Below are 22,513 nucleotides of genomic sequence, written 5' to 3'. Positions count from 1 at the left end.
AGCGTTGAAGATCCGAGCATCGTCATTGGCTAATGCTGTTCTACGCTGAGAGTACCCCCTCGACAAGGGCGATGGCAGGCAAGGGTGGGTGACGTCGTCCAGATCGAGTCCCGGGCATCACAGGAGGCATCGATGAGCATCTTCGACCATGTGCAGAACCGCTTCGCTCGCGTCCAGCAGGAAGAAATGTCCCTGCAGGAATATCTGGAACTCTGCCGTCAAGACCCTTCCGTCTACGCCAGTGCGCCAGAGCGCATGCTGGAGGCCATCGGTGAACCGGAGGTGATCGACACCGCCAAGGACCCGAGGCTGGCGCGGATCTTTTCCAACAAGGTGATACGCCGCTACCCGGCGTTCAGTGAATTCCATGGCATGGAGGAGGCCATCGAGCAGATCGTGGCCTACTTCCGCCACGCCGCTCAGGGCCTGGAAGAGAAAAAGCAGATTCTCTACCTGCTGGGGCCGGTGGGTGGCGGCAAGTCGTCTCTGGCCGAGCGGCTCAAGCTGTTGATGGAAAAAGTGCCGTTCTACGCCATCAAGGGTTCTCCGGTGCACGAGTCCCCGCTTGGCCTGTTCTCGCCGGAAGAGGACGGCGAGCTGCTCGAGAAGGAGTACGGTATTCCCGGTCGCCACCTGCGCAGCGTGATGTCGCCCTGGGCAGCCAAGCGACTCAAGGAGTCCGGTGGTGACATCTCTCAGTTCCGGGTGGTGCGGCTGTATCCCTCACGGCTCAATCAGATCGCCATCTCCAAGACCGAGCCTGGCGACGAGAACAACCAGGACATCTCCTCGCTGGTGGGCAAGGTGGACATCCGCCAGCTCGAGCTTTATTCCCAGGATGATCCGGACGCCTACAGCTTCTCCGGTGGCTTGTGTCGGGCCAACCAGGGTCTGATGGAGTTCGTCGAGATGTTCAAGGCGCCGATCAAGGTGCTGCATCCGCTGCTGACCGCCACCCAGGAAGGCAACTACAACCCCACCGAGGGCATGGGCGCGATCCCCTTCGATGGCGTCGTGCTGGCCCACTCCAACGAGAGCGAGTGGCAGGCGTTCCGCAACAATCGCAACAACGAGGCCTTCCTCGACCGTGTCTACATCGTCAAGGTGCCTTACTGCCTGCGGGTCTCCGAAGAGATCAACATCTACAAGAAGCTGCTCGAGCACTCCTCGCTCAATCAGGCTCCCTGCGCGCCGGATACCCTGCGCATGCTGGCCCAGTTCTCGGTGCTGTCGCGGCTCAAGGAGCCGGAGAACTCAAGCGTCTACTCCAAGATGCGGGTCTATGACGGCGAGAACCTGAAGGACACCGATCCCAAGGCCAAGTCGATCCAGGAGTATCGCGACAGCGCCGGGGTGGACGAGGGCATGGACGGGTTGTCCACACGCTTCGCCTTCAAGATCCTGTCGAAGGTATTCAACTTCGACAACCATGAGGTGGCGGCCAATCCGGTGCACCTGCTGTATGTGCTGGAGCAGCGTCTGGAGCAGGAGCAGTTGCCCAAGGAAACCTTCGAGCGTTATCTGCGCTACATCAAGGAGTACCTGGCGCCGCGCTACGTCGACTTCATCGGCAAGGAGATCCAGACCGCCTACCTGGAGTCCTACTCCGAGTACGGTCAGAACATCTTCGACCGCTACGTCACCTACGCCGACTTCTGGATCCAGGATCAGGAGTACCGGGATCCCGAGACCGGCGAGCTGTTCGATCGCCAGTCGCTCAATGACGAGCTGGAAAAGATCGAGAAGCCGGCGGGCATCTCCAATCCCAAGGACTTCCGCCACGAGGTGGTCAACTTCGTGCTCAGGGCGCGTGCCCAGAACAACGGCATGAATCCGGGCTGGCAGTCCTACGAGAAGCTGCGTGGTGTGATCGAGCACAAGATGTTCGCCAACACCGAGGAGCTGCTGCCGGTGATTTCCTTCAACGCCAAGGCATCCTCTGCCGACATCAAGAAACACGAGGACTTCGTGGCGCGGATGAAGGATCGAGGCTACACCGAGAAGCAGGTGCGCCTGCTGTCGGAGTGGTACCTGAGGGTGCGCAAGTCGCAGTAGCCGTGAAGGCACCGGGAGCGTCCCGGTGCCTGCCACCCTTGTCGACTGCGCCCAGGAGGTCCCATGACCTACTTCATCGATCGCCGAGCCAACGCCAAGAACAAGAGCGCGGTCAACCGCCAGCGCTTTCTTGACCGTTATCGGACCCATATCAAGCGCTCCGTGGAGGAGGCGGTGAATCGCCGTTCCATCACCGACATGGAGCGCGGCGAGAAGGTCTCGATCCCGAGCCGTGATATCTCCGAGCCGGTATTCCAGCACGGCAGCGGGGGGCGTCGCTCCATCGTCGCGCCGGGCAATCGCGAATTTCAGGAAGGGGATCGCCTGCGCCGTCCGGACGGTGGCGGCGGTGGTGGCGATGGCAGCGGCGAAGGCGGCGCTTCCAATCAGGGTGAGGGCATGGACGAGTTCGCCTTCACCCTGACGCGGGAGGAATTTCTCGAGTTTGTCTTCGACGGCCTGGAGTTGCCCCACCTGGAGCGCAAGCCGCTGGTCGACGTCGAGGAGGTGCGGCCGGTGCGCGCCGGGGTGTCCCGGGACGGGGTGCCGGCGAGGATCAACATCGTGCGCTCCATGCGCGAGGCCCAGGCCCGACGTATCGCCATGCGGGCGCCCATTCGTCGGGCCCTGCGCGAGGCTCAGGAGGCACTGGAGGTCGAGGAGCGCAAGGATCCGGTGCTCCGAAACCCCGCTCGCATACAGGAGCTCAAGGACGAGATCGAGCGCCTGGAGCGGCGCCTGGAGGCGGTGCCCTTCATCGACACCTACGATCTTCGCTACAACCACCTGATCAACCAGCCCCAGCCATCGAGCAAGGCGGTGATGTTCTGCGTGATGGACGTCTCCGGGTCGATGACCCAGGCCCACAAGGACATCGCCAAGCGCTTCTTCCTGCTGCTGTACCTGTTTCTCGAGCGCAGCTACGAGCGGGTCGAGCTGGTCTTTGTCAGGCATCATACCGCCGCCAAGGAGGTCGACGAGGAGGAGTTCTTCTACTCCAGGGAGACCGGCGGCACCATCGTCTCCAGCGCCTTGACCCTGGTCGACGAGATCATCGACAAGCGCTACCCGCCGGGTCAGTGGAATCTGTACGTGGCCCAGGCCTCGGATGGCGACAACTGGGACGATGATTCGGTGAACTGTCGCGAGCTCCTGACCAAGTCACTGATGGGGCGCCTGCAGTACTTCACCTACGTGGAGATCACGCCCCACGCCCACCAGGCCCTGTGGGAAGAGTACGAGCGGGTGGAGGCGGCCTATCCTGACCGTTTCGCCATGCGTCAGATCGTCGAGCCGGGGGATATCTATCCGGTGTTCCGTGCCTTGTTCAAGCGTCGCGCCGAGAGTTGACCCCTCGGTCGACTCGACAGCCGACCGGGGCCTTGCGGCCCCTGAACAAGCGCTACGCAACTCCGGGCGATGATAGAGCCCCGGAGAGGAGGGGAGCTCCATGACCACCTTGACCAAGCGCCACGCCAAGCCCATCGCCACCGGCTCCGACTGGAGCTTTGACGATCTCACCGAGTTCGAGGCCGAGATCGCGCGACTGGCAGACGAGTACCGGCTCGATACCTACCCCAACCAGATCGAGATCATCACCACCGAGCAGATGATGGACGCCTACGCCAGCGTCGGCATGCCGGTGGGCTATCACCACTGGTCCTTCGGCAAGCAGTTCCTGGCGGTGGAGCAGGCCTATCGGCGTGGTCAGATGGGGCTGGCCTACGAACTGGTGATCAATTCAGATCCCTGCATCGCCTACCTGATGGAAGAGAACACCCTGATGATGCAGGTGCTGGTCATGGCGCACGCCTGCTATGGCCACAACTCCTTCTTCAAGGGCAACTATCTGTTTCGGACCTGGACCGACGCCTCCTCGATCGTCGACTACCTGGTGTTCGCCCGCAAGTACATCAGCCAGTGCGAAGAGCGCCACGGTGTTCAGGCGGTGGAGCAGCTGCTCGACGCCTGTCACGCCCTGCAGAATTATGGCGTCGACCGCTACAAGCGTCCGTCCCCGGTATCTCCCGAAGAGGAGGCTCGCCGTCAGCAGGAGCGCGAAGACTACCTGCAGACCCAGGTCAACACCCTGTGGCGCACCATTCCGACCGGTGATGTGGGCAGCATCGCAGAGCCCATGGCGTCCGAGGACGATCCGCTGGGGCTGCGAGGTGGCGGGCGTTATCCGCCGGAGCCCCAGGAAAACCTGCTGTACTTCATCGAGAAGAACGCTCCGCTGCTGGCGCCCTGGCAACGCGAGGTGGTGCGTATCGTGCGCAAGCTGGCCCAGTACTTCTACCCCCAGCGCCAGACCCAGGTGATGAACGAGGGCTGGGCGACCTTCTGGCACTACACCCTGATGAATCGTTTGTTCGACGAGGGCGCGGTGGACGAAGGGCTGATCCTCGAGTTCCTGCAGTCGCATACCGCCGTGGTCAGTCAGCCGGCCTTCGATAGCCCCTACTACAACGGCATCAACCCCTACGCCCTGGGGTTCGCCATCTTCACCGACCTGAAGCGTATCTGTGAGGCGCCCAATGACGAGGACCGCGAGTGGTTCCCCGACATCGCCGGCAGTGACTGGCGCGAGACGTTGAACTTTGCCATGCGCAACTTCAAGGACGAGTCCTTCATTCAGCAGTTTCTCTCGCCCAAGGTGATCCGCGATCTGAAGCTGTTCCAGATCGTCGACGATGACCAGGAGGAGACCCTGGAGGTCGGCGCCATCCATGATGAGCGAGGCTACCGGCGGGTGCGCGAGGCGCTGTCCACGCAGTATGCGCTGTCGCTGCGTGAGCCCAATATTCAGGTCTATGAGGCGGATATCCGTGGTGATCGTTCGCTGACGCTGCGCCACGTGCAGGATCAGCGGCGACCGCTGGCACGCAGTGTCTATCCGGTGATCCGTCATCTGCATCAACTGTGGGGCTTTCCGGTCAAGCTGGAGTCCTGGGACGGCGATGAGGTGGTGCGTCGCTATCAGTGGCCGCTGCCGGACAGCGAAGAAGGCGCTTGAGACTCGGCAAGAGCGGCAAACGACAACACCCCGGGCCATCGGCCCGGGGTGTTGTCGTTCTGGTGTGGCTCAGGGGCGCGCTCTTTTCAGCCTACCCCTGGTAGATCCGACGCTGGGTCAGCCAGACGTCAAGGCTTGGCGGTCCAGGACTGGCACCACCCGCCCGGCTCCACGCTGTTCTGCGGGAACAGCTGGCAGCCTTCGGTCTCGGCGTTGAAGAACATGCAGTTGGCGCAGGTCTCTCCCTCTTCGTAGGCGGCGTTGCCACTGGCGTCGCTGGCGTTCTCGACGTAGCCGAGCGCTTTGGCCTGGGCGTTGTCGGTATCCAGGCGCGGCAGGCTCTGGGCCAGGGCGGTGCGGGACAGTACGCCAGCGCCCAGAGGCAGGGCGGCGATGCCCAGCAGACTGTGGCGCAGGAAGTCACGGCGGCTGTGCTTGGCCATGGTGGGGCTCCTCGTTGTGGCTCGATCGATAGTGATCGAAGTCGATAGTCGAACGGTCTTGGTTGGGTCCTTTTCTGCTGGACCGATGTTATCGAGTGTGCCCGGTGAGCCTGGGCGACCTCGTGCGCTCTAGGCGGCGCTGAACATTCAGATTAGCTAAGCCTTTGAGTCTTGGCGAATCCTCGCTACTCCGCTGCGGCAATCCGCCACGCAGGTGGTGCCCGTCGGGTGGTGCTGCCCGTGCCGCGCCGGCGCTGATATACTGCGCCGCGAGCACACCACATCTTGCCGTCTGTGCCGTGGGCTTGGTTGGCCAGGCGAAGACGGACATCGAAGGAGGGCGACCATGCAGAATGCAGTGATCCTGATCAATGCCGAAAAGGGCCAGGTCAAGGCGGTGGCGGAGCGCCTCGCCGAGGTCGACGGCATCAGCGAGGTGTACTCCACCTGTGGTCGCTACGACCTGGTGGCGATCGCGCGCACCCGTGATTTCGAGAGCCTGGCCGAACTCGTCACCGGTCGCCTGAACGCGGTGGAGGGGATCGCCGACACCGAGACCCTCAATGCCATGCAGGTGCACTCCCGTCACGACCTGGAGACCATGTTCTCGCTGGGGTGGTAGCAAGATCGCGTCGGCGGCCCGGTGACTGCGCCGGGCCGGCGCAACGCCGCTCGTTCGACGCGCCGGCGACCAGCACCTCTTCACCATCTCGTGACTCTTTGCATCAAGGAAGCGTGTGGACCTTTCACTCGATCGCCTGATACCCCGCCCCCGAAACCTCCTTGTCTCGCTGGTGCTGGTCGCCGCGGGTGCCTTTCTGTGGCACAGCACAGAGCAGGGCTACCGTGATCGCATGAGCTGGATGGGGGTAACCGAGTGGGCCGAGCCCGGCGTCTTGTCCTTCACCCGCGTCATGCGTAACGATGGCTATCTGCTGGGATGGTCGGATGTCCGCGTCGGTGCGCTGTGGGTCAGCTATGAGCTACGCCAGAGCGGGGATCGACAGATCGGGCCGCGACCCGGTTTCCGCCAGGACTGGCGCACGCTGTGGCCTGTCAGCACCTCTAGCTACTCGGGCAGTGGTTACGACCGTGGCCACCTGGCCCCGAACTACGCCATGGCCAAGGTGTGGGGAGAGGACGCCCAGGACGACAGCTTTCTGATGAGCAACATGATGCCGCAGAAGCCCGCGCTCAATCGGCAGCTGTGGCAGCGCCTGGAGGAGGTGGTGATGGACCACTTTCTGCCGCGCTTCGGCCGGCTGCAGGTGATCACCGGCCCGATCTACGCCGAGACACGAATCACCGATCTCGAGATCGATCGTCTACTCGATCGCGTCGGCTTCGTCGAGGTGCCGGTGGCGTTCTACAAGATCGTGGTGGTGCCGGGCGATACGCCGCTGGCGGTGGCGTTTATCATGCCCCAGGACGTGCGTGGCGACGAGTCGCTCAAGCAGTTTCTGTTCAGCATCGACGAGGTAGAAGCAAAGACCGGGCTGAATTTCCTGCCGAGGCTGCCGGCGAGCCAGGAAGCCGACTGGGAGTCGGTCGCGGGGGTCGGCGACTGGGCATTGTCCCAGGTGGCTGAGTTGCCCTCGCGATTTGATTAGGGGAGACGTCGCGGGTAGGGCAATACCGTCGGGTCGGCTGTTGCTGTTCTGCTGCGTCAGGAGGGGGCGCAGAGGGATAGTGCAAGAGGAAGGTGAGGTAGAGGGATATCCGGGAGCGGTGCAGATTTCAGGCACAAAAAAACCGCGACGAGGCGCGGGTTCTTGTCGATCCGATGTGGATCCGTTGTCTGCATGACGATGGTGCCCAGGAGAGGACTTGAACCTCCACGTCCATAAGGACACTAGCACCTGAAGCTAGCGCGTCTACCAATTCCGCCACCTGGGCATGTCATACGATTCTCTTGTCAATCCTGCATCAGTCTGTCGTGTTCGTCGACCCTGACGAGTCGATGGTGCCCAGGAGAGGACTTGAACCTCCACGTCCATAAGGACACTAGCACCTGAAGCTAGCGCGTCTACCAATTCCGCCACCTGGGCGAACACGTGCTGCTTGACTGACAAAGAGCGTGACGACTTGCATCGTCGTGATCCCGAAGGATCGTTGGTGCCCAGAAGAGGACTTGAACCTCCACGTCCATAAGGACACTAGCACCTGAAGCTAGCGCGTCTACCAATTCCGCCATCTGGGCAAGTGGCGCGTATGTTACCGAATCATCTGAATAATGCAAGCGTCTCGATAAGGAATCGCGCGATTTTTTTTGCCGTTGTGACCATCGCCTGAATGGGCCCTCGGCGGGCGGCGGGTCTATCCACGGGCGCTTATGGTTGGGTCAAGGCCGCGCCAGCGCTATACTGCGCGCATGTTACGACAAATTTTCGACAAGACCGCACGCTCGCGCCCGGGAGTCGGCGCTCACCTGCCGTCCTCGACCCTGCCAAGGATGCCTTTCGCATGACCCATTGGACGCTCGACGCCGACGAACACGCTCTCCGCGAAGCCCACAAGTACGACAACCCCGCCCCGTCCCGCGAATACCTGCTCAAGCGGCTCGAGGAAATCGGGGCGCCGGTGACCCATGAGGCCATGAGTGATCAGCTGGGTCTCGATGATGAGGAGCTGCGCGAGGCGGTGCGTCGCCGCCTGTCCGCCATGGAGCGGGACGGCCAGGTGCTGCGCAACCGTCGCAACGCCTATGCGCTGATCGACAAGCTCGATCTGATCAAGGGCAAGGTGCTGGGGCATCGGGACGGTTTCGGCTTTCTATTGCGCGACGACGGCAAGAAGCCTGATCTGGTGATCCCCCCGCGACAGATGCGCCGGGTGTTTCACGGTGACCACGTGCTGGTGCGCATCAGCGGACGCGATCGCAGGGGCCGTGACGAGGCCACGGTGGTGGACGTCATCGCGCGCAACACCCAGACCATCGTCGGTGTGTATCGCGAGAATACTCCCGAGTTCGGGGTACTGATCCCCGAGAACAATCGGATCACCCAAGAGGTGATCATCCCGCACAGCGCCTGTGGTGGCGCCCAGGACGGCCAGGTCATCTCGGCACGCATCGTCAAGCAGCCCGAGACCAGGGTGCAGCCGGTGGGTGAGGTCATCGAGGTGCTGGGAGAGCGTATGGATCCCGGTATGGAGATCGACATCGCGCTGAGAAGCTACGAGATCCCGTCCGAGTTTCCGCCGGATGTCACCGACCAGATCGCCAGCATGTCCGCCGAGGTCGCCGAGGAGGACAAGCTCCACCGCATCGACCTGCGTGACAAGCCGCTGGTCACCATCGATGACGAGACCGCCAAGGACTTCGACGACGCGGTGTGCGCCTACAAGACGCGTTCGGGCAGCTGGAAGCTTCTGGTGGCCATCGCCGACGTGTCGCACTACGTGCGTCCCGGCAGCCCGCTCGATCAGGAGGCCATCGCCCGCGGCAACTCGGTGTACTTCCCGGGGCAGGTGGTACCGATGCTGCCGGAGCTGCTGTCCAATGGGCTGTGCTCGCTGAACCCGGACGTCGATCGTCTGGCGCTGGTGTGCGAGCTCAACATCTCCAAGACCGGAGCCATCAGCCGTTATCGCTTCTACGAGGCGGTGTTCCGTTCCCATGCCCGGCTGACCTACAACAAGGTGGCGGCGATCCTTCAGGACGAGGGGGAGGAAGGCGAGGCCCTGCGCCAGGAGTACAAGTCGCTGGTGCCGTCGCTGAAGAACCTGCACAGCCTCTACCAGTTGCTGCGAGAAGCGCGCACCGAACGGGGTGCCATCGACTTCGAGACCACCGAGACCGCCATCGTCTTCAACGACGAGCGCAAGATCGAGAAGATCGTGCCGCGCTCGCGCAACGACGCCCACAAGATCATCGAGGAGTGCATGCTGGCGGCCAACGTTGCCACCGCGCGCTTCCTCGACAAGCACGACCTGCCGGCGCTGTACCGTATCCACGAGCGTCCGTCGCCGGAGCGCCTGGACAAGCTGCGGCTGTTCCTCAACGAGATCGGCATGTCACTCGGCGGTGGTGATGAGCCGACGCCCCAGGACTACCGTGACCTGGCCGAGGCGATCAAGGGTCGCGACGATGCCGACATCATTCAGACGGTGATGCTGCGCTCGATGAGTCAGGCGGTGTATTCGCCCCACAACGAGGGCCACTTTGGCCTGGCCTACCCGGCCTACGCCCACTTTACCTCGCCGATTCGTCGCTATCCCGATCTGCTGGTGCACCGCGCCATTCGTTCGGTGATCCGCGGACCGCGCCAGACCAACACCGTGCTGCGCGCCGAGGGCGCGCCGGTGGAGCCGCCGACCAAGTGGTGTCCCTATACCTTCGAGCAGATGCTCGAACTTGGCGAGCACTGCTCGATGACCGAGCGTCGTGCCGACGACGCCACCCGTGACGTCGAGGGCTGGCTCAAGTGCGAGTTCATGTCCGACAAGCTCGGCGAGGTCTACGACGGTACCATCGCCTCGGTCACCCAGTTTGGTATCTTCGTGCGCCTCGACGCGTTCTATGTCGAGGGACTGGTCCACGTCACCTCCTTGCCGTCGGACTACTACCACTACGAGCCCGAGAAGCATCGTCTCAAGGGCGAGCGTACCGGCACCAGCTATCGTCTGGGCGATGGGGTCACCGTTCAGGTGGCTCGGGTCGACCTCGACGAGCGCAAGATCGACTTCGAGATGGCCGACGACAAGCCGCGCCCTCGTCGGGCACCGCGCAAGCGTCGCGACGCAGGCACCCAGAGTCAGGGCAAAGGCCAGGGCAAGGGGCGTGGCGGCAGGTCGGCCCAGGGCGATACCAAGCGCCGTGCCGACGGCCCCTCCGGGGTCGGCGAACAGGACGCCCCGAAGAAGAAGGGCGGACGTCGGCGCCGCGGTCCGCGGCGTGGCAACAAGGGATGAACACCCGCGTGATGATTGATCAGGAGGCCGCCCGTGGCCAAGCATGATTCAAGACGCCGTCGCCACGGCCAGAGCCAGTCCCAGACGCATGACCAGGCGCGTACTCAGGCGCGTGGCAAGGGACGTGGTCAGCATGGTCCGGCAGTGCCGAACGGCCTCGACAGTGTGTTCGGCGTTCACGCCGTCCGGGCGCTGCTGGAGCGTGGCGAATCACCCAGGGAGCTGTGGGTGCAGGAGGGCGACGCCGGGCGTCGTCTGAGTGAGCTGGTCGATACCGCGCGCAGTCGCGGCGCCAGGCTCAGGAGCGTGCCCCGTGAAGAGCTCGACGGCCTTTCCCAGGGTGCCTCCCATCAGGGTATCGTGGCGTTCTGCCCGCCACTGGCGCCGGAGGGCGAGGAGTCCCTGTGGCACAAGCTCAAGGCCTGGCCGCTGGAGACGCCGCCGCTGTTGCTGATCCTCGATGGTGTCACCGACGTTCACAACTTCGGCGCCTGTCTACGCAGTGCCGACGCCGCCGGGGTGCACGGCGTGATCGTGCCCAAGGACAAGTCGGCACCGCTCAACGCCACCGTGCGCAAGGTGGCCTGCGGTGCCGCCGAGAGCGTGCCGGTCTATCAGGTGACCAACCTGGCCCGCGCCATGGCGCGACTGAAGGAAGAAGGGGTGTGGATCACCGGTACCGCCGGCGAGGCCGATGCCAGCGTCTTCGCTGCCGACTTCACCGGGCCCATGGCGCTGGTGATGGGAGCCGAGGGCAAGGGCATGCGTCGGTTGACCCGGGAGGCCTGCGACACCCTGGTCAAGTTGCCCATGGCGGGCACCGTCTCGAGTCTCAATGTGTCGGTGGCCACTGGCGTCTGTCTGTTCGAGGTGGTGCGCCAGCGCGAGCTCAAGGCCCGCGGGTGATGGTGTCGCCCCGGCATCGGCTTGCAACCCTGGTCACAACTCCGTAGAATCTGGGCGCCCGTGCGTTCTGCGCGGGACAGGTTAATTGTTATTCACTCCTTGCTTCCCCCGGCGCCGAGACGACTCAGGCCCCTGCGGAAGCTGCCAAACCGAAAGGAGAATCCATGCGTCACTACGAGATCGTCTTCATGGTCCACCCGGACCAGAGTGAGCAGGTTCCGGCCATGGTCGAGCGCTACACCAGCATCGTCACCGAGAACGCCGGTACTGTTCACCGTCTCGAGGATTGGGGCCGCCGTCACCTGGCCTACCCGATCAACAAGATCCACAAGGCTCACTACGTGCTGATGAACGTCGAGTGCAGCGGCGAGACCCTCGAGGAAATCGAGAACATCTTCCGTTTCAACGACGCCATCATTCGCAGCCTGGTGGTGCGCTGCAAGGAAGCCATCACCGAAGCGTCTCCGATGATGAAGCCGGTGGAAGAGAAGCGTGCCCGTCGCGAAGAAAAGCCGCGCACCGCTGAATCCGCCTGAGCCGCGCATCACTAGCTCTGCAACGCACGTATAAGGAGTCTTTCCATGGCACGCTTTTTCCGTCGCCGCAAGTTTTGCCGTTTCACCGCTGAAGGCGTGAAGCAGATCGACTACAAGGATCTGGACACGCTCAAGGCCTACATCACCGAGACCGGCAAGATCGTTCCCAGCCGCATCACCGGTACCAAGGCCCGTTACCAGCGCCAGCTGTCCACCGCGATCAAGCGCGCACGCTACCTGGCCCTGCTGCCTTACACCGACAGCCACCAGTAAGTCGTCGCCGATGCTGCCCGTCGCCCGTTGGTCGATGAAAGGCATGCCCCAGGCGGCGCTGGTCGCGTTGGTGGCGTCTGCGGTGCCCTGGCTGTTCTGGTTCGGGGCGGCGATTGCCGCTCTGGTGACCTTGCGCAAGGGCATGGCACCGGCGATGCCGGTGATCGCCGCCGCGGCGGTACCGGCAGGCTGGTGGTGGACCCAGGGAGATCCGATCCCTCTGGCGACCACCCTGCTGGCGCTGTTGATGGCCATCGTGCTGCGCTCCCGCATGCGCTGGGGCGAGGCGCTGATCCTGGGGTCGCTGGCCGGCGCTGCGATGATCCAGTTGGGGGTGTTCCTGCCCAAGGCAGACACCGCCCTGATGCTGGAGCAGCTGCGCCAGAGTTCCTCCGAGGTGGCGGCCATGCTCGACGAGCTGGCTGCCCAGGGGCTAGACGCCAGTCGGCTGGCCGAGCTGGTCATCAGCGGTGTCACCGGTCTGGTGGTGATGCTCGCTGCGGTGGCCTGTCTGGCCCTGGCACGCAGCTGGCAGGCGGGGCTCTACAACCCGGGAGGTTTCCGGGAAGAGTTCCACGCCCTGCGGCTCACCCCGAGGGAGCTGATCCTGTTGGTGGTGCTGGTGATCGCCGGCACCCTGCTGGGTCTCCCCGGGATCGGCATGCTGGCCTGGATTCCGCTGCTGATGGCAGGCATCGGCCTGACACATGGTGTAGTTGGACGTAAGGGAATGAACGGGTTGTGGCTGGTCGCGTTCTATCTGCTGCTGATCACCACCTGGCCCATGATTCTCATCGTGCTGGTTGTGGCCCTGATCGATACCTTCGCGGACTTCCGCGGGCGTCTGGGTCACAGCAACTGACATAGAGGTTTACGAGATGGAAGTCATTCTGCTCGACAACATTGGCAAGCTGGGCGGTCTCGGTGACAAGGTCACCGTCAAGCCTGGTTACGGCCGCAACTACCTGGTGCCCTACGGTCTCGCCGTACCGGCCACCAAGGACAACATCGCTGCCTTTGAAGCCCAGCGTGCCGAGCTCGAAGCTCAGGCCGCCGAGCGCAAGGCCGAAGCCGAAGCTCGCGCCGAGCAGCTCAACGACATCGAGCTGTCTCTGGTCGCCAAGTCTGGCGACGAAGGCAAGCTGTTCGGTTCCATCGGTCCGCGTGACCTGGCCGAGGCGATCTCCAGCGCCGGTATCGACGTCGCCAAGAGCGAAGTCCGCATGCCGGAAGGCCCGATCCGCCAGACCGGCGAATACGACATCGTGCTGCACCTGCATGCCGACGTCGACGCCACCGTGCGCGTGGTGGTGGTGGCCGAGTAAGGTCGTCTCCCACGGCAGTGGCAAGGGCGCGGGAGTCACATCCCGCGCCCTTTTTTGTGGCTCGCGATCGCCCGCACGGGTGATCGTGCGACGGACCCGGCTTCGGGTAGACTAAGGCTTGTCTGGAGAGTGGCTGCGCTCGTCGACTTTTCGGACACAGCCTGGATCCAGTGGCATGGCGCCGTGAACAACAGCGAAGAGACAAGCGCATGAGTGACGTCCAGACCATCGATCGTGAAGCCGCGGCGCTGAAGGTTCCGCCGCACTCGGTGGAGGCCGAGCAGTCGGTGCTGGGTGGCCTGATGCTCGACAATCAGGCCTGGGACAATATCGCCGACCGGCTGGTGGCCGACGACTTCTATCGCTACGAGCATCGCCTGGTGTTCAACGCCATGGTGGCGCTGGCCGAGTCGAGCCGTCCGCTGGACGTGGTGACCCTGTCCGAGGCCCTGGAGGGGCGCGACCAGCTCGACACCGTGGGCGGGCTCGCCTACCTGGCGGAGCTGGCCCGCAACACTCCCTCGGCCAGCAATATCCGCGCCTATGGCGACATCGTGCGCGAACGCGCCACCCTGAGAAAGCTGATCCAGGCGGCCAACCAGATCGCCGACGGCGCCTTCAGCCCCAATGGGCGTCCTGCCGATGAGCTGGTCAACGAGGCCGAGCGGCTGGTGTTCCAGATCAGCGAGGATCGCCCCAAGGCCGGCGGCCCCATCGGCATGAGCGAACTGCTGACCAAGGCCGTCGATCGCATCGACGAGCTGTTCAACATGAAAGGCGAGATGACCGGCCTGTCGACCGGCTTTCGCGATCTCGATGACATGACCTCCGGGCTGCAGCCCTCCGACCTGGTGATCGTCGCCGGCCGCCCGTCCATGGGCAAGACCACCTTCGCCATGAACCTGGTGGAGCACGCGGTGGTGTCCAGCGACAAGCCGGTGATGGTGTTCTCCATGGAGATGCCGGCGGACTCGATCATGCTGCGCATGCTGTCGTCACTCGGGCGTATCGACCAGACCCGAGTGCGCTCCGGTCAGCTCGAGGACGAGGACTGGCCGAGGTTGACCTCGGCGGTCAACCTGCTCAAGGACAAGCAACTGTTCATCGATGACACCGCTGCGCTGTCGCCCAACGAGATGCGCTCACGGGTGCGTCGCGTGGTGCGCGAGCACGGCAACCTGGCGATGATCATGATCGACTACCTGCAGTTGATGCAGGTGCCGGGGTTCGGTGACAACCGTACCGGCGAGATTTCGGAGATCTCGCGCTCGCTCAAGGGGCTTGCCAAGGAGTTCGGCTGCCCGGTGATTGCGCTGTCGCAGCTCAACCGCTCGCTGGAGCAGCGCCCCAACAAGCGTCCGGTGATGTCGGACCTGCGTGAATCCGGGGCCATCGAGCAGGACGCCGACCTGATCGGTTTCGTCTATCGTGATGAGGTCTACAACCCGGATAATCCCGACAACAAGGGGCTCGCCGAATTCATCATCGGCAAGCAACGTAATGGTCCCATCGGGACGGTGCACATGGCCTTTATCGGCAAGTACACCCGCTTCGAGGATCTGGCGCCGGACAGCTACGGTGATACCTTCGGCGAATAAACGTGCTTGAGCCTGACCGACGGGCTCGTATAATGCCGCCCCTTGCGATTTCGACAGACACAGTGAAGGAGACCTGACATGGCAGGCGGATTTCGACGCGGCAATCGCCGTCGCGCGCCCAAGCTGGAAGCCCGTGGTGAGTTGACCTCGGTGGAACGGGAAGGCCCGTTCAAGGAATGGCTCGGCATGCCCGATCTGTATCGCTATCACCTGGTAGTGGACGGCGTGGACTACAGCTACCAGACAGAAGACTCCGAGCTGCCGGTGCAGATCGGCGACAAGGTGGTGTTTCGCTACAAGGAGACCAAGGCCGGCAATTGGGTCGACCGCAACTCCCTCGGCAAGGCCATCGATCCCTCCGACTACCAGTAGTCTCACCGCCGGATCCGTCGCCCGCGAGCATTCGTGTCGCGGGCCTTCGTTTTCTCTCCTTCAAGCCCTCCACTTCCCCCCGCAAAGGCGCTGCCTGCCGCTGAAGACCCCCTTTTCTCCGCCGCGATCATGGAGGTCGTTTAACTCGCTGTGCGCGCGAAACGGCCAATATGTATCCAGATCAGAGAAATTCTTCACACCGTCACGGGAATGTCACCCGAAGGGCCCAGGCTGTGCCATGATCAGAGAGTCACATGCGCGGCACAGGGAAATGAAACGAGCGTCATGGTCTGCCGAAACATCATCGGCACGCTCGTCGCCGTAGTGTCGTCACATAAGGAGGGCGGGGGCCACAGAACCCCCGTCGCGACAGGATGAAAAGAGGCGAAAGATACGATGGAAATTAATGATCTCAAGGCCTTTGTCGGCCGCCACGACAACTTCGAGATTCGCGTGATCGGCCATGCCGGCAGCCGTTTTTACCAGGTCGAACTGGAAGACGTGGAAGGTGCCCGCAAGATGCTCTGCCGCCGCGGCAAGCCGGTGTTGTTCCGCTCGCTGGACGACGTCTACCTGGAGCTCAAGCGTGCCGGTATCCACCGCGCCTACCTGGTCCAGCACGTGGCCCACGACGAGGTGATCGGTCGCGAGGCCCACTATGCCGAACCGCTGGCCTCACGTATGCCCCTGGTGTTTTGAGTGACATCGTTCCACACCACCCTGGTGCTGGAACCCTCTCGACGGCAGTCTCGCCGTCTCTGCCTTGCCACTGATGTACCCACGTTCACCGCACAAGTCCCTGGCGCAAGCTGCCAGGGCCCTTGGCGGTGTCGACCTGCCTTATCGCTTCCTTTGATGCCCTGTTAGCCAGGGGCGCAGTCGGGCGAAGCCCAGATAGCCGATGTCCAGCAGTCCACGCAAACCGGGTACGCTGCTTAGCTGCACCCAACGGCGATGACCCAGCGTCGCGTACAATGCGCGAGTGGCATCCATGCCGATGAACCAGCGACCTGTGGCGTCGCGCAGGTGCAGCTTGCCCAGCATGTCATCGAAGCGCTGGCCCCAGGCCTCGGCGCAAAAATCGTCGTCGCGGATATCGATAAAGTGGATCAGCCGGCTGCGCGGATGCCGCCTCAGCCAGGCGATCTCCTTGCGGCATAGTGGGCACTGACCATCATGAAACAGCGCAAGCGGTGTGGCGAGTGTCTCGAACCGATTCATGGATTCGCTCCCTGAGGTCGATAGCCGTCGCGGTGGGGACCCTGACCGTAGCTCGGTTCGCATGCCAGGTTGTCGAGAAAGGACGTGGCCTGGCGGCGCATGGCGCTGCGCTTGTCATCGCTCATGCGGCGCAGCGAGCCATAGATCAGCTTCATGCGAGGATTGCTCGCCAGGGTGTCGGCGTGACGTTCGAGAAAGTCCCAGTAGAGGCTGTTGAAGGGACAGGCGTCTTCGCCCAGGGTCTTTTTCACGTCATAGCGACAGTGGCGGCAATGGTCCGACATCCGATCGATGTACTTGCCTGACGCACAGTAGGGCTTCGAGCCCATCAGTCCACCGTCGGCGTGCAACACCATGCCAAGCGTATTGGGCAATTCGACCCATTCGCAGGCGTCGGCGTAGACCGCCAGGTACCAGTCGCACAGGGCCTCGGGGCTGACGTCGCACAGCAGAGCAAAGTTGCCGGTCACCATCAGACGCTGGATATGGTGCGCGTAGGCGTTGTCCCGGGTCATGCCAATCGCGCGGGATAGACAGCGCATGTCGGTGTCACCGCTCCAGTAGAAGTGGGGTAGACCCCTGCGGGCCTGCAAGGCGTTATAGCCCTTGTAGTCCGGCATACGGGTCCAGTAGATGCCCCTGACGTACTCTCGCCAGCCGAGGATCTGGCGGATAAAACCTTCCACCGCATTGATCGGTGCATGCCCCTCGAGATAAGCGGTTTCGGCGGCCTCGCAGACTTCTCTCGGGCTGAGCAGGCCAAGGTTCATGGGAGCGGACAGGCGCGAGTGGAAGAGAAAGGGATCGCTGTCGCTGATGGCGTCCTGGACGTCACCGAAGCTCGGCAGCAGGTGATCGATGAAGTGTCTGAGATCGACCAGCGCCTGGCGTCGGGTGACCGGCCAGTGGAAGCCATCCAGACGACCGAAGTGTTCATCGAAGTGTTCCTCCACCAGTGTCAGCACCTCACGGGTCATGTCGTCGACGGTGTGGCGGGGAGGCTTGGGCAGCGTGTAGTGCTGGGGCAGGGGCCGTCGGTTGTCCTTGTCGAAGTTCCACTGGCCGCCCATGGGTTCATCGCCCTCCATCAGCAGGCCGGTGCGGCGACGCATCAGTCGATAGAAGCACTCCATGCGAGGCTGCCGGCGATGGGACAACCAGTCGCCGAATTCACCAGGCGTGCAGTAGAAGCGGTCGTCCTCGACCCATTGCCAGGGTATCCCGCCCTGGCGGCGCTCCATGGCATCCAGCAGGCGCCATTCGCCGGGCCTTGTGGTGACAACCCGCGAACAGTCGTAGGCTTGCGCGAGGCGTTCCGCCTCCGCCAGCAGGCCATGGGCGTTGTCCGGATCATCGAGGGCGCTGTAGTGGACGCGATAGCCCTTGTCGCGAAGCGTGGCGGCGAAGTGGCGCATGGCCGACAGCATCATGGCGATCTTCTGAGGGTGATGCGGCACGTAGCGGCCTTCCTCGGCGACCTCGCACAGCGCGACGACGTCGTTGTCGCCAGCGGTCTGCAAGAGTCCGAGGTCCAGGCTCAACTGGTCGCCGGTGATCAAGATCAAGGATCTGGACATGGGTTCACCAAAGATTGTACAAATCCTCTTCATAGTAACACTTCATTCGAGCCTGATACCCACCGGTGATAGGCTTTGTGCATTCGCTACCAAGAGGAAGTCACCTTCATGGATCAGTCCGTTCCCCCCTCAGTGGTGGAGGCCCATCGCCCGGAGCAGGCGCCGGTCGACCACCCCGCCGTCGCACGTGAAAAGATCGGCGTGCTGGTCGCCAACCTGGGTACGCCGGACGATACCGACTACTGGTCCATGCGCCGCTATCTCAGCGAATTTCTGTCGGACCAGCGGGTGGTCGACTATCCGCGCTGGCTCTGGCAGCCGCTGCTGCAGTTGATCATCCTGAGTCGCCGGCCATTTGCCTCCGGGGCGGCCTATCGCAGCATCTGGAACACCGACAAGGACGAGAGTCCATTGCTGACCATCACCAGAAGCCAGAGCGAGAAGCTGTCGACGCGGCTGCGCGCTGAGCTGGGGGACTCGATCGAGGTCAGCTTCGGCATGCGCTACGGCAATCCTTCCACCGACAAGGCGCTCAAGGAGCTGGAGGAGAAGGGATGTCGGCGTATCCTGTTCTTCCCGCTGTACCCCCAGTACGGCTCACCCACCACCGCCACCGCCTGCGATCAGTTCTTCCGTCAGCTGATGAAGCGCAAGTGGCAGCCATCGGTGCGAACGGTGCCGGCCTACTTCGACGAGCCGGGCTACATCGAGGCCCTGGCCGCCTCGGTCAGCGAACGCCTGGAGAACGAGACGCACCAGCCTTCGGTGGTGGTGGCGTCCTATCACGGCGTACCCAAGCGCTTTCTGGAGGAAGGCGACCCCTACTACTGTCAGTGCAGGAAGACCACGCGGCTGCTGCGCGAACGGCTGGGGCACGCCGAGGACGAAGTGGTCACCGCCTTCCAGTCCAAGTTCGGGCCTGAAGAATGGGTGGGCCCCGCCACCGTCGACAAGGTGGCGGAGCTGGCGCGTCAGGGGCACAAGAGTATCGCCGTACTGTCCCCCGCCTTCAGCGCTGACTGCGTGGAGACCCTGGAAGAGATCGAGGAAGAGATCCGCGACGCCTTCATGGAGGCCGGCGGCGAGCACTTCATCTACATTCCGTGTCTCAACGATCGCGACGACCATATCGCGGTGCTGGCCAATATCGTCAAGCGCGAACTGGGCGGCTGGATCTGATCGCTCGGCCTTACGCGCCACGATAGCCAGACACAGAACGGGCAGCCCATGGGCTGCCCGTTTCGTATCCAGCTTGCATGAAGCTAGGCTTTTAGTCTCGGTCGGGGTGGGGCACCGGCTTATCCCCAACCTCCTCCTCACGGAATTCGAGCGGCTTGCCGCGGGTCTTGTCCAGATACTTGAGGCGCTGGTGCAGGCCAGTCTTGGCCAGCATGTGGGCGCTTACCGGGGCGGTGATGAACAGGAACAGGGTGATCAGCATCTCCTGCAGGTGGGTGCCTTCCTGGGTGGCGCTGAAGTACACCATGGAGCCGGACAGGATGCAGCCCATGCCCAGGGTGGTGGCCTTGGTCGGGCCGTGCAGACGCATGTAGAAGTCCCGCAGGTGGGCCATGCCCAGCGAGCCGATGAAGGCAAACAGCCCGCCGGCGATCAGCAGCACCGAGATCAGCCCCTCGAGAATGACGTAGAACATGGAATTCTCCCGAAGTTACTCGATGATATCGCCGCGCAGCAGATACTTGCAGACGGCAATGGTGCTGATGAAGCCGAGCAGCGCGATCAGCAGCGCGGCTTCGAAGTAGGTCTTGGAGTTGAGCCACACTCCCATCAGGATGATCAGGGCGATGGAGTTCACGTACATGGTATCCAGCGCCAGGATCCTGTCGGGCATGTCCGGGCCCACGGTCAGGCGAAACAGGTTCAGCAGCAGCGCCAGGCAGACCAGCGCCAAACTGATGGTCAAGGCGGTGTCTAGCATTCGAAGATCTCCTTCAGCGGCTGCTCGTAGCGTTCGCGGATGGTCCGGATCAGGGTCTGTTCATCACGCACGTCCAGAGCGTGGATCAGCAGCGTCTTGCCGTCCATGCGCAGGTTGGCCGACACCGTTCCTGGGGTCAGGGTGATGGTGCTGGCCAGCAGGGTGATGGTGAATCGCTCCTCGAGCATCAGCGGATACTCGACGAAGTGGGGCCGAGTGCGGCGCCAGGGATTGATGATGATCCAGGCCACCTGCATGTTGGCCACCACGATGTCACCGATCACCCGGAAGAAGAAGCGCACCAGTTTCCAGGGCTTCTTTACACCGGGCTGCATGTCCCAGAAGGGGTAGGTCAGCCAGGGGATGAGCACGGCCAGAAAGCCGCCAAGCAGCAGGTGACCGACCGAGACCGTGTTGACCAGCAACAGCCACACGACCAGCAGCAGCAGGCTGAGCAGCGGTGTCGGCAGTAGTGAGCGAGTGCGTCGGTTCATTGGGCGTCTCCCTGATCGATCAGAACGGCCTGAATCATCGGTTGCGGGTCGCTCAACTGTTCTGCCGTGGCCTCGGTGTAGCCGGCCAGGGGGCCGGCCAGGATCACCAGCAACGGCGACGATGCCAGCAGCCAGCCGGTGCCCGCCCACTGCCAGGGGGACAGCGAATCGCCGTCATCGCTGGCCTGGCTGCGCCAGAACAGGGTGGACCCTGCCCGCGACAGCGCCACAATGGCGCACAGGCCGGTGGCCAGCAGCAGAGGCCAGAACCAGAGACGTTGGGCGCTGTCGCCGGCGTTCATCAGCATGACCTTGCCCAGCGCCCCGGACAGCGGGGGCAGGCCTGCCACCGCCATGGACCCGATCAGGAACATCAGGCCCAGCGCCGTGGCGTTGCGCGGTATCCGGCCGCGCACCAGGCGGGTACCGGCCTTGCCACGCTGGACGCCGATCATGTCCGCCAGCAGGAACAGCCCGCCGGTGACCAGGGTGGTGTGCACCAGATAGAACAGGAGGCCCGACACCGCCTCGGGGGAGCGCATGCCGACGCCGGCGAGCAGGGTGCCCACCGACACCAGTACCAGATAGGCCACCAGCAGACGCAGGTCGCGGGCGGCCAGCACGCCGACACCGGCAATCGCCAGGGTGCCGAGCGAAAGCCACCACACCCAGCTCTGCTCAAGCGCCTCCAGGGGGCCTGCCTGGTCGCCGAAGATCAGCCAGTAGACCCGCAGGATGGCGTAGACGCCGATCTTGGTCATCACCGCAAACAGGGCGGCCACCGGCGGCGGCGCGCTGGCGTAGGCGCGCGGGAGCCAGAAATACAGTGGCAGTACCGCCGCCTTGAGGCCAAATACCACCAGCAGCAGCAGAGCGCCGGCGACGACCATGCCCTGACGCTCTCCCGGCAGCTGACTCACCGCCTGGGCCATGTCCGCCATGTTGAGGGTGCCGGTGGCCCCGTACAGCAGACCCACGGCGAACAGGAACAGCGCCGATCCGGCCAGGTTGAGGATGGCGTAGTGGACCGCCGACTGGATGCGCACCTTGCCACCACCGTGGACCAGCAGGGCGTAGGAGGCCAGCAGCAGCACCTCGAAGAACACGAACAGGTTGAACAGGTCGCCGGTCAGGAAGGCGCCGTTGATTCCCATCAGCTGCAGCTGGAACAGGCCGTGGAAGTTGCTGCCCTTCTCGTCGTCGCCGCCGCAGGCGAACAGCACCGCACCAACCGCCAGCATCGAGGTCACGAACAGCATCAGCGCCGATAGCCGGTCCAGCACCATGATGATGCCGAAGGGCGGCTGCCAGTTGCCCAGGGCGTAGTACTGGATCTCGCCGCTGGCCGCCTGGCGCAGCAGCATCACGCTGATCACCAGTAGCGCCAGGGTGGTGGCAAGGCCGAGACCACGCTTGAGCGTGGCATTGCCGAACCGGGTCAGCAGCAGCGCCACCGCTGCTGCCAGCGGCAGCACGATGGGCATCACGATCAGGTGGGACATCAGCGTCGCTCCTCCTTGTCCTCGGCCTTGCGCCCGTCCACGTGGTCATTGCCCATGTCGCCCCGTGCACGCATCGCCAGGATCACCGCGAAGGCGGTCATGGCGAAGCCAATGACGATGGCGGTCAGCACCAGCGCCTGGGGCAGCGGATCGCTGTAGTCGCTCTTGCCGTCGATGATGGCGGAACCACCGGTGGTCAGTCCGCCCATGGAGAACAGAAAGAGGTTGGTGGCGTAGGAGAGCAGCGTCAGACCGACCACCACTGGGAAGGTTCGGCCGCGCAGCATCAGATACAGGCCACTGGCGGCGAGCACGCCGGTCGTTATGGCATAGAGCATTTCCATG

Annotated in this window: 23 protein-coding genes and 3 tRNA genes; 15 read left to right on the top strand and 11 right to left on the bottom strand. The window is 63.4% G+C overall.

Features of this window, described 5'->3' with window-relative positions; genetic code table 11:
• Nucleotides 1–132 precede the first annotated feature (132 nt).
• The 3 genes from NFI08_RS13785 (at nucleotide 133) to NFI08_RS13775 (ending at nucleotide 5,071) form a co-directional block, all read left to right on the top strand.
• The gene (locus NFI08_RS13785) at nucleotides 133–2,055 is read left to right on the top strand and encodes a PrkA family serine protein kinase (protein ID WP_108131323.1); all 1,923 of its coding nucleotides are present in this window, start codon (nucleotides 133–135) and stop codon (nucleotides 2,053–2,055) included.
• Between the two features lie 63 nt (nucleotides 2,056–2,118).
• On the top strand, nucleotides 2,119–3,405 hold the full coding sequence (locus tag NFI08_RS13780) for a YeaH/YhbH family protein (RefSeq protein ID WP_045992146.1): 1,287 nt from the start codon (nucleotides 2,119–2,121) through the stop codon (nucleotides 3,403–3,405).
• Nucleotides 3,406–3,505: 100 nt separating this feature from the next.
• On the top strand, nucleotides 3,506–5,071 hold the full coding sequence (locus NFI08_RS13775; protein ID WP_108131324.1) for a SpoVR family protein: 1,566 nt from the start codon (nucleotides 3,506–3,508) through the stop codon (nucleotides 5,069–5,071).
• Nucleotides 5,072–5,199: 128 nt separating this feature from the next.
• On the opposite strand, the gene NFI08_RS13770 is transcribed toward NFI08_RS13775, so the two are convergent.
• Nucleotides 5,200–5,514 carry a high-potential iron-sulfur protein gene (locus NFI08_RS13770; protein ID WP_045992144.1) on the bottom strand — a complete coding sequence of 105 codons (315 nt, stop codon included), beginning with the start codon at nucleotides 5,512–5,514 and terminating at the stop codon, nucleotides 5,200–5,202.
• A gap of 346 nt (nucleotides 5,515–5,860) precedes the next feature.
• On the opposite strand from NFI08_RS13770, the gene NFI08_RS13765 reads away from it, so the two are divergent.
• Nucleotides 5,861–6,136 carry an Lrp/AsnC family transcriptional regulator gene (locus tag NFI08_RS13765; protein WP_045992143.1) on the top strand — a complete coding sequence of 92 codons (276 nt, stop codon included), beginning with the start codon at nucleotides 5,861–5,863 and terminating at the stop codon, nucleotides 6,134–6,136.
• Nucleotides 6,137–6,251: 115 nt separating this feature from the next.
• A complete protein-coding gene (locus NFI08_RS13760; RefSeq protein WP_240184163.1) occupies nucleotides 6,252–7,124 on the top strand; it encodes a DNA/RNA non-specific endonuclease in 873 nt (290 codons plus the stop codon).
• Between the two features lie 199 nt (nucleotides 7,125–7,323).
• On the opposite strand, the gene NFI08_RS13755 is transcribed toward NFI08_RS13760, so the two are convergent.
• The 3 genes from NFI08_RS13755 to NFI08_RS13745 form a co-directional block, all read right to left on the bottom strand.
• Nucleotides 7,324–7,410, bottom strand: a tRNA-Leu gene (locus tag NFI08_RS13755).
• Between the two features lie 65 nt (nucleotides 7,411–7,475).
• Nucleotides 7,476–7,562, bottom strand: a tRNA-Leu gene (locus NFI08_RS13750).
• A gap of 65 nt (nucleotides 7,563–7,627) precedes the next feature.
• Nucleotides 7,628–7,714 (bottom strand) — tRNA-Leu (locus NFI08_RS13745).
• A 263-nt stretch (nucleotides 7,715–7,977) separates the two neighbouring features.
• On the opposite strand from NFI08_RS13745, the gene rnr reads away from it, so the two are divergent.
• The 9 genes from rnr to NFI08_RS13700 all read left to right on the top strand — a co-directional run bounded on the left by rnr (nucleotide 7,978) and on the right by NFI08_RS13700 (nucleotide 16,134).
• The gene (rnr, locus tag NFI08_RS13740) at nucleotides 7,978–10,425 is read left to right on the top strand and encodes a ribonuclease R (protein ID WP_108448051.1); all 2,448 of its coding nucleotides are present in this window, start codon (nucleotides 7,978–7,980) and stop codon (nucleotides 10,423–10,425) included.
• A 165-nt stretch (nucleotides 10,426–10,590) separates the two neighbouring features.
• Nucleotides 10,591–11,331 (top strand): 23S rRNA (guanosine(2251)-2'-O)-methyltransferase RlmB, encoded by a 741-nt coding sequence (gene rlmB / locus NFI08_RS13735; protein WP_185696378.1) that lies wholly within the window; start codon nucleotides 10,591–10,593, stop codon nucleotides 11,329–11,331.
• A 164-nt stretch (nucleotides 11,332–11,495) separates the two neighbouring features.
• Nucleotides 11,496–11,867 (top strand): 30S ribosomal protein S6, encoded by a 372-nt coding sequence (gene rpsF, locus NFI08_RS13730; RefSeq protein ID WP_045992140.1) that lies wholly within the window; start codon nucleotides 11,496–11,498, stop codon nucleotides 11,865–11,867.
• Between the two features lie 45 nt (nucleotides 11,868–11,912).
• On the top strand, nucleotides 11,913–12,140 hold the full coding sequence (gene rpsR / locus NFI08_RS13725) for a 30S ribosomal protein S18 (RefSeq protein ID WP_016853668.1): 228 nt from the start codon (nucleotides 11,913–11,915) through the stop codon (nucleotides 12,138–12,140).
• A 10-nt stretch (nucleotides 12,141–12,150) separates the two neighbouring features.
• On the top strand, nucleotides 12,151–13,002 hold the full coding sequence (locus NFI08_RS13720) for a hypothetical protein (protein WP_108131326.1): 852 nt from the start codon (nucleotides 12,151–12,153) through the stop codon (nucleotides 13,000–13,002).
• 16 nt (nucleotides 13,003–13,018) lie between these two features.
• On the top strand, nucleotides 13,019–13,465 hold the full coding sequence (gene rplI / locus NFI08_RS13715) for a 50S ribosomal protein L9 (RefSeq protein WP_045992138.1): 447 nt from the start codon (nucleotides 13,019–13,021) through the stop codon (nucleotides 13,463–13,465).
• A 209-nt stretch (nucleotides 13,466–13,674) separates the two neighbouring features.
• On the top strand, nucleotides 13,675–15,063 hold the full coding sequence (gene dnaB, locus NFI08_RS13710; protein ID WP_045992137.1) for a replicative DNA helicase: 1,389 nt from the start codon (nucleotides 13,675–13,677) through the stop codon (nucleotides 15,061–15,063).
• 78 nt (nucleotides 15,064–15,141) lie between these two features.
• Nucleotides 15,142–15,435, top strand: coding sequence for a hypothetical protein (locus NFI08_RS13705; protein ID WP_045992136.1), 294 nt, complete (start codon nucleotides 15,142–15,144; stop codon nucleotides 15,433–15,435).
• Nucleotides 15,436–15,831: 396 nt separating this feature from the next.
• Nucleotides 15,832–16,134, top strand: a complete 303-nt coding sequence (locus NFI08_RS13700) for a DUF6482 family protein (RefSeq protein ID WP_045992135.1) — start codon at nucleotides 15,832–15,834, stop codon at nucleotides 16,132–16,134.
• A 141-nt stretch (nucleotides 16,135–16,275) separates the two neighbouring features.
• On the opposite strand, the gene NFI08_RS13695 is transcribed toward NFI08_RS13700, so the two are convergent.
• Together NFI08_RS13695 and NFI08_RS13690 are read right to left on the bottom strand one after the other, a co-directional pair.
• Complete coding sequence (locus tag NFI08_RS13695) at nucleotides 16,276–16,656, bottom strand: thiol-disulfide oxidoreductase DCC family protein (RefSeq protein ID WP_108448052.1); 381 nt, start codon at nucleotides 16,654–16,656, stop codon at nucleotides 16,276–16,278.
• Nucleotides 16,653–18,233, bottom strand: coding sequence for a cryptochrome/photolyase family protein (locus NFI08_RS13690; RefSeq protein WP_349589993.1), 1,581 nt, complete (start codon nucleotides 18,231–18,233; stop codon nucleotides 16,653–16,655). The genes NFI08_RS13695 and NFI08_RS13690 overlap by 4 nt, the downstream gene beginning before the upstream one ends.
• Before the next feature lie 108 nt (nucleotides 18,234–18,341).
• On the opposite strand from NFI08_RS13690, the gene hemH reads away from it, so the two are divergent.
• Complete coding sequence (hemH, locus tag NFI08_RS13685) at nucleotides 18,342–19,412, top strand: ferrochelatase (RefSeq protein WP_349589990.1); 1,071 nt, start codon at nucleotides 18,342–18,344, stop codon at nucleotides 19,410–19,412.
• A 91-nt stretch (nucleotides 19,413–19,503) separates the two neighbouring features.
• On the opposite strand, the gene NFI08_RS13680 is transcribed toward hemH, so the two are convergent.
• Genes NFI08_RS13680 through NFI08_RS13660 form a run of 5 tightly spaced genes read right to left on the bottom strand, consistent with a single transcriptional unit; the run spans nucleotide 19,504 to nucleotide 22,512 of the window.
• Nucleotides 19,504–19,887, bottom strand: a complete 384-nt coding sequence (locus tag NFI08_RS13680; protein WP_045992131.1) for a Na+/H+ antiporter subunit G — start codon at nucleotides 19,885–19,887, stop codon at nucleotides 19,504–19,506.
• A 15-nt stretch (nucleotides 19,888–19,902) separates the two neighbouring features.
• Entirely contained in the window at nucleotides 19,903–20,172 is a 270-nt protein-coding gene (locus NFI08_RS13675; RefSeq protein ID WP_045992130.1) for a K+/H+ antiporter subunit F, read from the bottom strand.
• Entirely contained in the window at nucleotides 20,166–20,666 is a 501-nt protein-coding gene (locus NFI08_RS13670) for a Na+/H+ antiporter subunit E (protein ID WP_108448055.1), read from the bottom strand. Before NFI08_RS13670 ends, NFI08_RS13675 begins: the two co-directional genes overlap by 7 nt.
• Nucleotides 20,663–22,171 carry a monovalent cation/H+ antiporter subunit D gene (locus NFI08_RS13665; RefSeq protein ID WP_286986090.1) on the bottom strand — a complete coding sequence of 503 codons (1,509 nt, stop codon included), beginning with the start codon at nucleotides 22,169–22,171 and terminating at the stop codon, nucleotides 20,663–20,665. The genes NFI08_RS13670 and NFI08_RS13665 overlap by 4 nt, the downstream gene beginning before the upstream one ends.
• The gene (locus tag NFI08_RS13660) at nucleotides 22,168–22,512 is read right to left on the bottom strand and encodes a Na+/H+ antiporter subunit C (protein WP_045992127.1); all 345 of its coding nucleotides are present in this window, start codon (nucleotides 22,510–22,512) and stop codon (nucleotides 22,168–22,170) included. The genes NFI08_RS13665 and NFI08_RS13660 overlap by 4 nt, the downstream gene beginning before the upstream one ends.
• Nucleotide 22,513 lies beyond the last annotated feature (1 nt).

The organism is Halomonas sp. EF61, assembly GCF_040147045.1.
GTDB classification, from domain to species: Bacteria; Pseudomonadota; Gammaproteobacteria; order Pseudomonadales; family Halomonadaceae; genus Halomonas; species Halomonas litopenaei.
Note: the sequence above shows the minus strand (reverse complement) of the source record. Positions and strands in the feature narration are given on the sequence as shown.

Excerpts from the sequence above, each read along its gene's own strand:
- NFI08_RS13775 (WP_108131324.1), top strand. The coding sequence starts at position 3,506 with ATGACCACCTTGACCAAGCGCCACGCCAAGCCCATCGCCACCGGCTCC.
- NFI08_RS13765 (WP_045992143.1), top strand. The coding sequence starts at position 5,861 with ATGCAGAATGCAGTGATCCTGATCAATGCCGAAAAGGGCCAGGTCAAG.
- NFI08_RS13670 (WP_108448055.1), bottom strand. The coding sequence starts at position 20,666 with ATGAACCGACGCACTCGCTCACTACTGCCGACACCGCTGCTCAGCCTG.
- NFI08_RS13660 (WP_045992127.1), bottom strand. The coding sequence starts at position 22,512 with ATGGAAATGCTCTATGCCATAACGACCGGCGTGCTCGCCGCCAGTGGC.
- NFI08_RS13695 (WP_108448052.1), bottom strand. The coding sequence starts at position 16,656 with ATGAATCGGTTCGAGACACTCGCCACACCGCTTGCGCTGTTTCATGAT.
- NFI08_RS13690 (WP_349589993.1), bottom strand. The coding sequence starts at position 18,233 with ATGTCCAGATCCTTGATCTTGATCACCGGCGACCAGTTGAGCCTGGAC.
- rpsF (WP_045992140.1), top strand. The coding sequence starts at position 11,496 with ATGCGTCACTACGAGATCGTCTTCATGGTCCACCCGGACCAGAGTGAG.
- rplI (WP_045992138.1), top strand. The coding sequence starts at position 13,019 with ATGGAAGTCATTCTGCTCGACAACATTGGCAAGCTGGGCGGTCTCGGT.
- NFI08_RS13680 (WP_045992131.1), bottom strand. The coding sequence starts at position 19,887 with ATGTTCTACGTCATTCTCGAGGGGCTGATCTCGGTGCTGCTGATCGCC.
- NFI08_RS13705 (WP_045992136.1), top strand. The coding sequence starts at position 15,142 with ATGGCAGGCGGATTTCGACGCGGCAATCGCCGTCGCGCGCCCAAGCTG.
- rpsR (WP_016853668.1), top strand. The coding sequence starts at position 11,913 with ATGGCACGCTTTTTCCGTCGCCGCAAGTTTTGCCGTTTCACCGCTGAA.
- NFI08_RS13780 (WP_045992146.1), top strand. The coding sequence starts at position 2,119 with ATGACCTACTTCATCGATCGCCGAGCCAACGCCAAGAACAAGAGCGCG.
- NFI08_RS13720 (WP_108131326.1), top strand. The coding sequence starts at position 12,151 with ATGCTGCCCGTCGCCCGTTGGTCGATGAAAGGCATGCCCCAGGCGGCG.
- NFI08_RS13700 (WP_045992135.1), top strand. The coding sequence starts at position 15,832 with ATGGAAATTAATGATCTCAAGGCCTTTGTCGGCCGCCACGACAACTTC.
- hemH (WP_349589990.1), top strand. The coding sequence starts at position 18,342 with ATGGATCAGTCCGTTCCCCCCTCAGTGGTGGAGGCCCATCGCCCGGAG.
- NFI08_RS13675 (WP_045992130.1), bottom strand. The coding sequence starts at position 20,172 with ATGCTAGACACCGCCTTGACCATCAGTTTGGCGCTGGTCTGCCTGGCG.
- NFI08_RS13770 (WP_045992144.1), bottom strand. The coding sequence starts at position 5,514 with ATGGCCAAGCACAGCCGCCGTGACTTCCTGCGCCACAGTCTGCTGGGC.
- NFI08_RS13785 (WP_108131323.1), top strand. The coding sequence starts at position 133 with ATGAGCATCTTCGACCATGTGCAGAACCGCTTCGCTCGCGTCCAGCAG.
- dnaB (WP_045992137.1), top strand. The coding sequence starts at position 13,675 with ATGAGTGACGTCCAGACCATCGATCGTGAAGCCGCGGCGCTGAAGGTT.
- rnr (WP_108448051.1), top strand. The coding sequence starts at position 7,978 with ATGACCCATTGGACGCTCGACGCCGACGAACACGCTCTCCGCGAAGCC.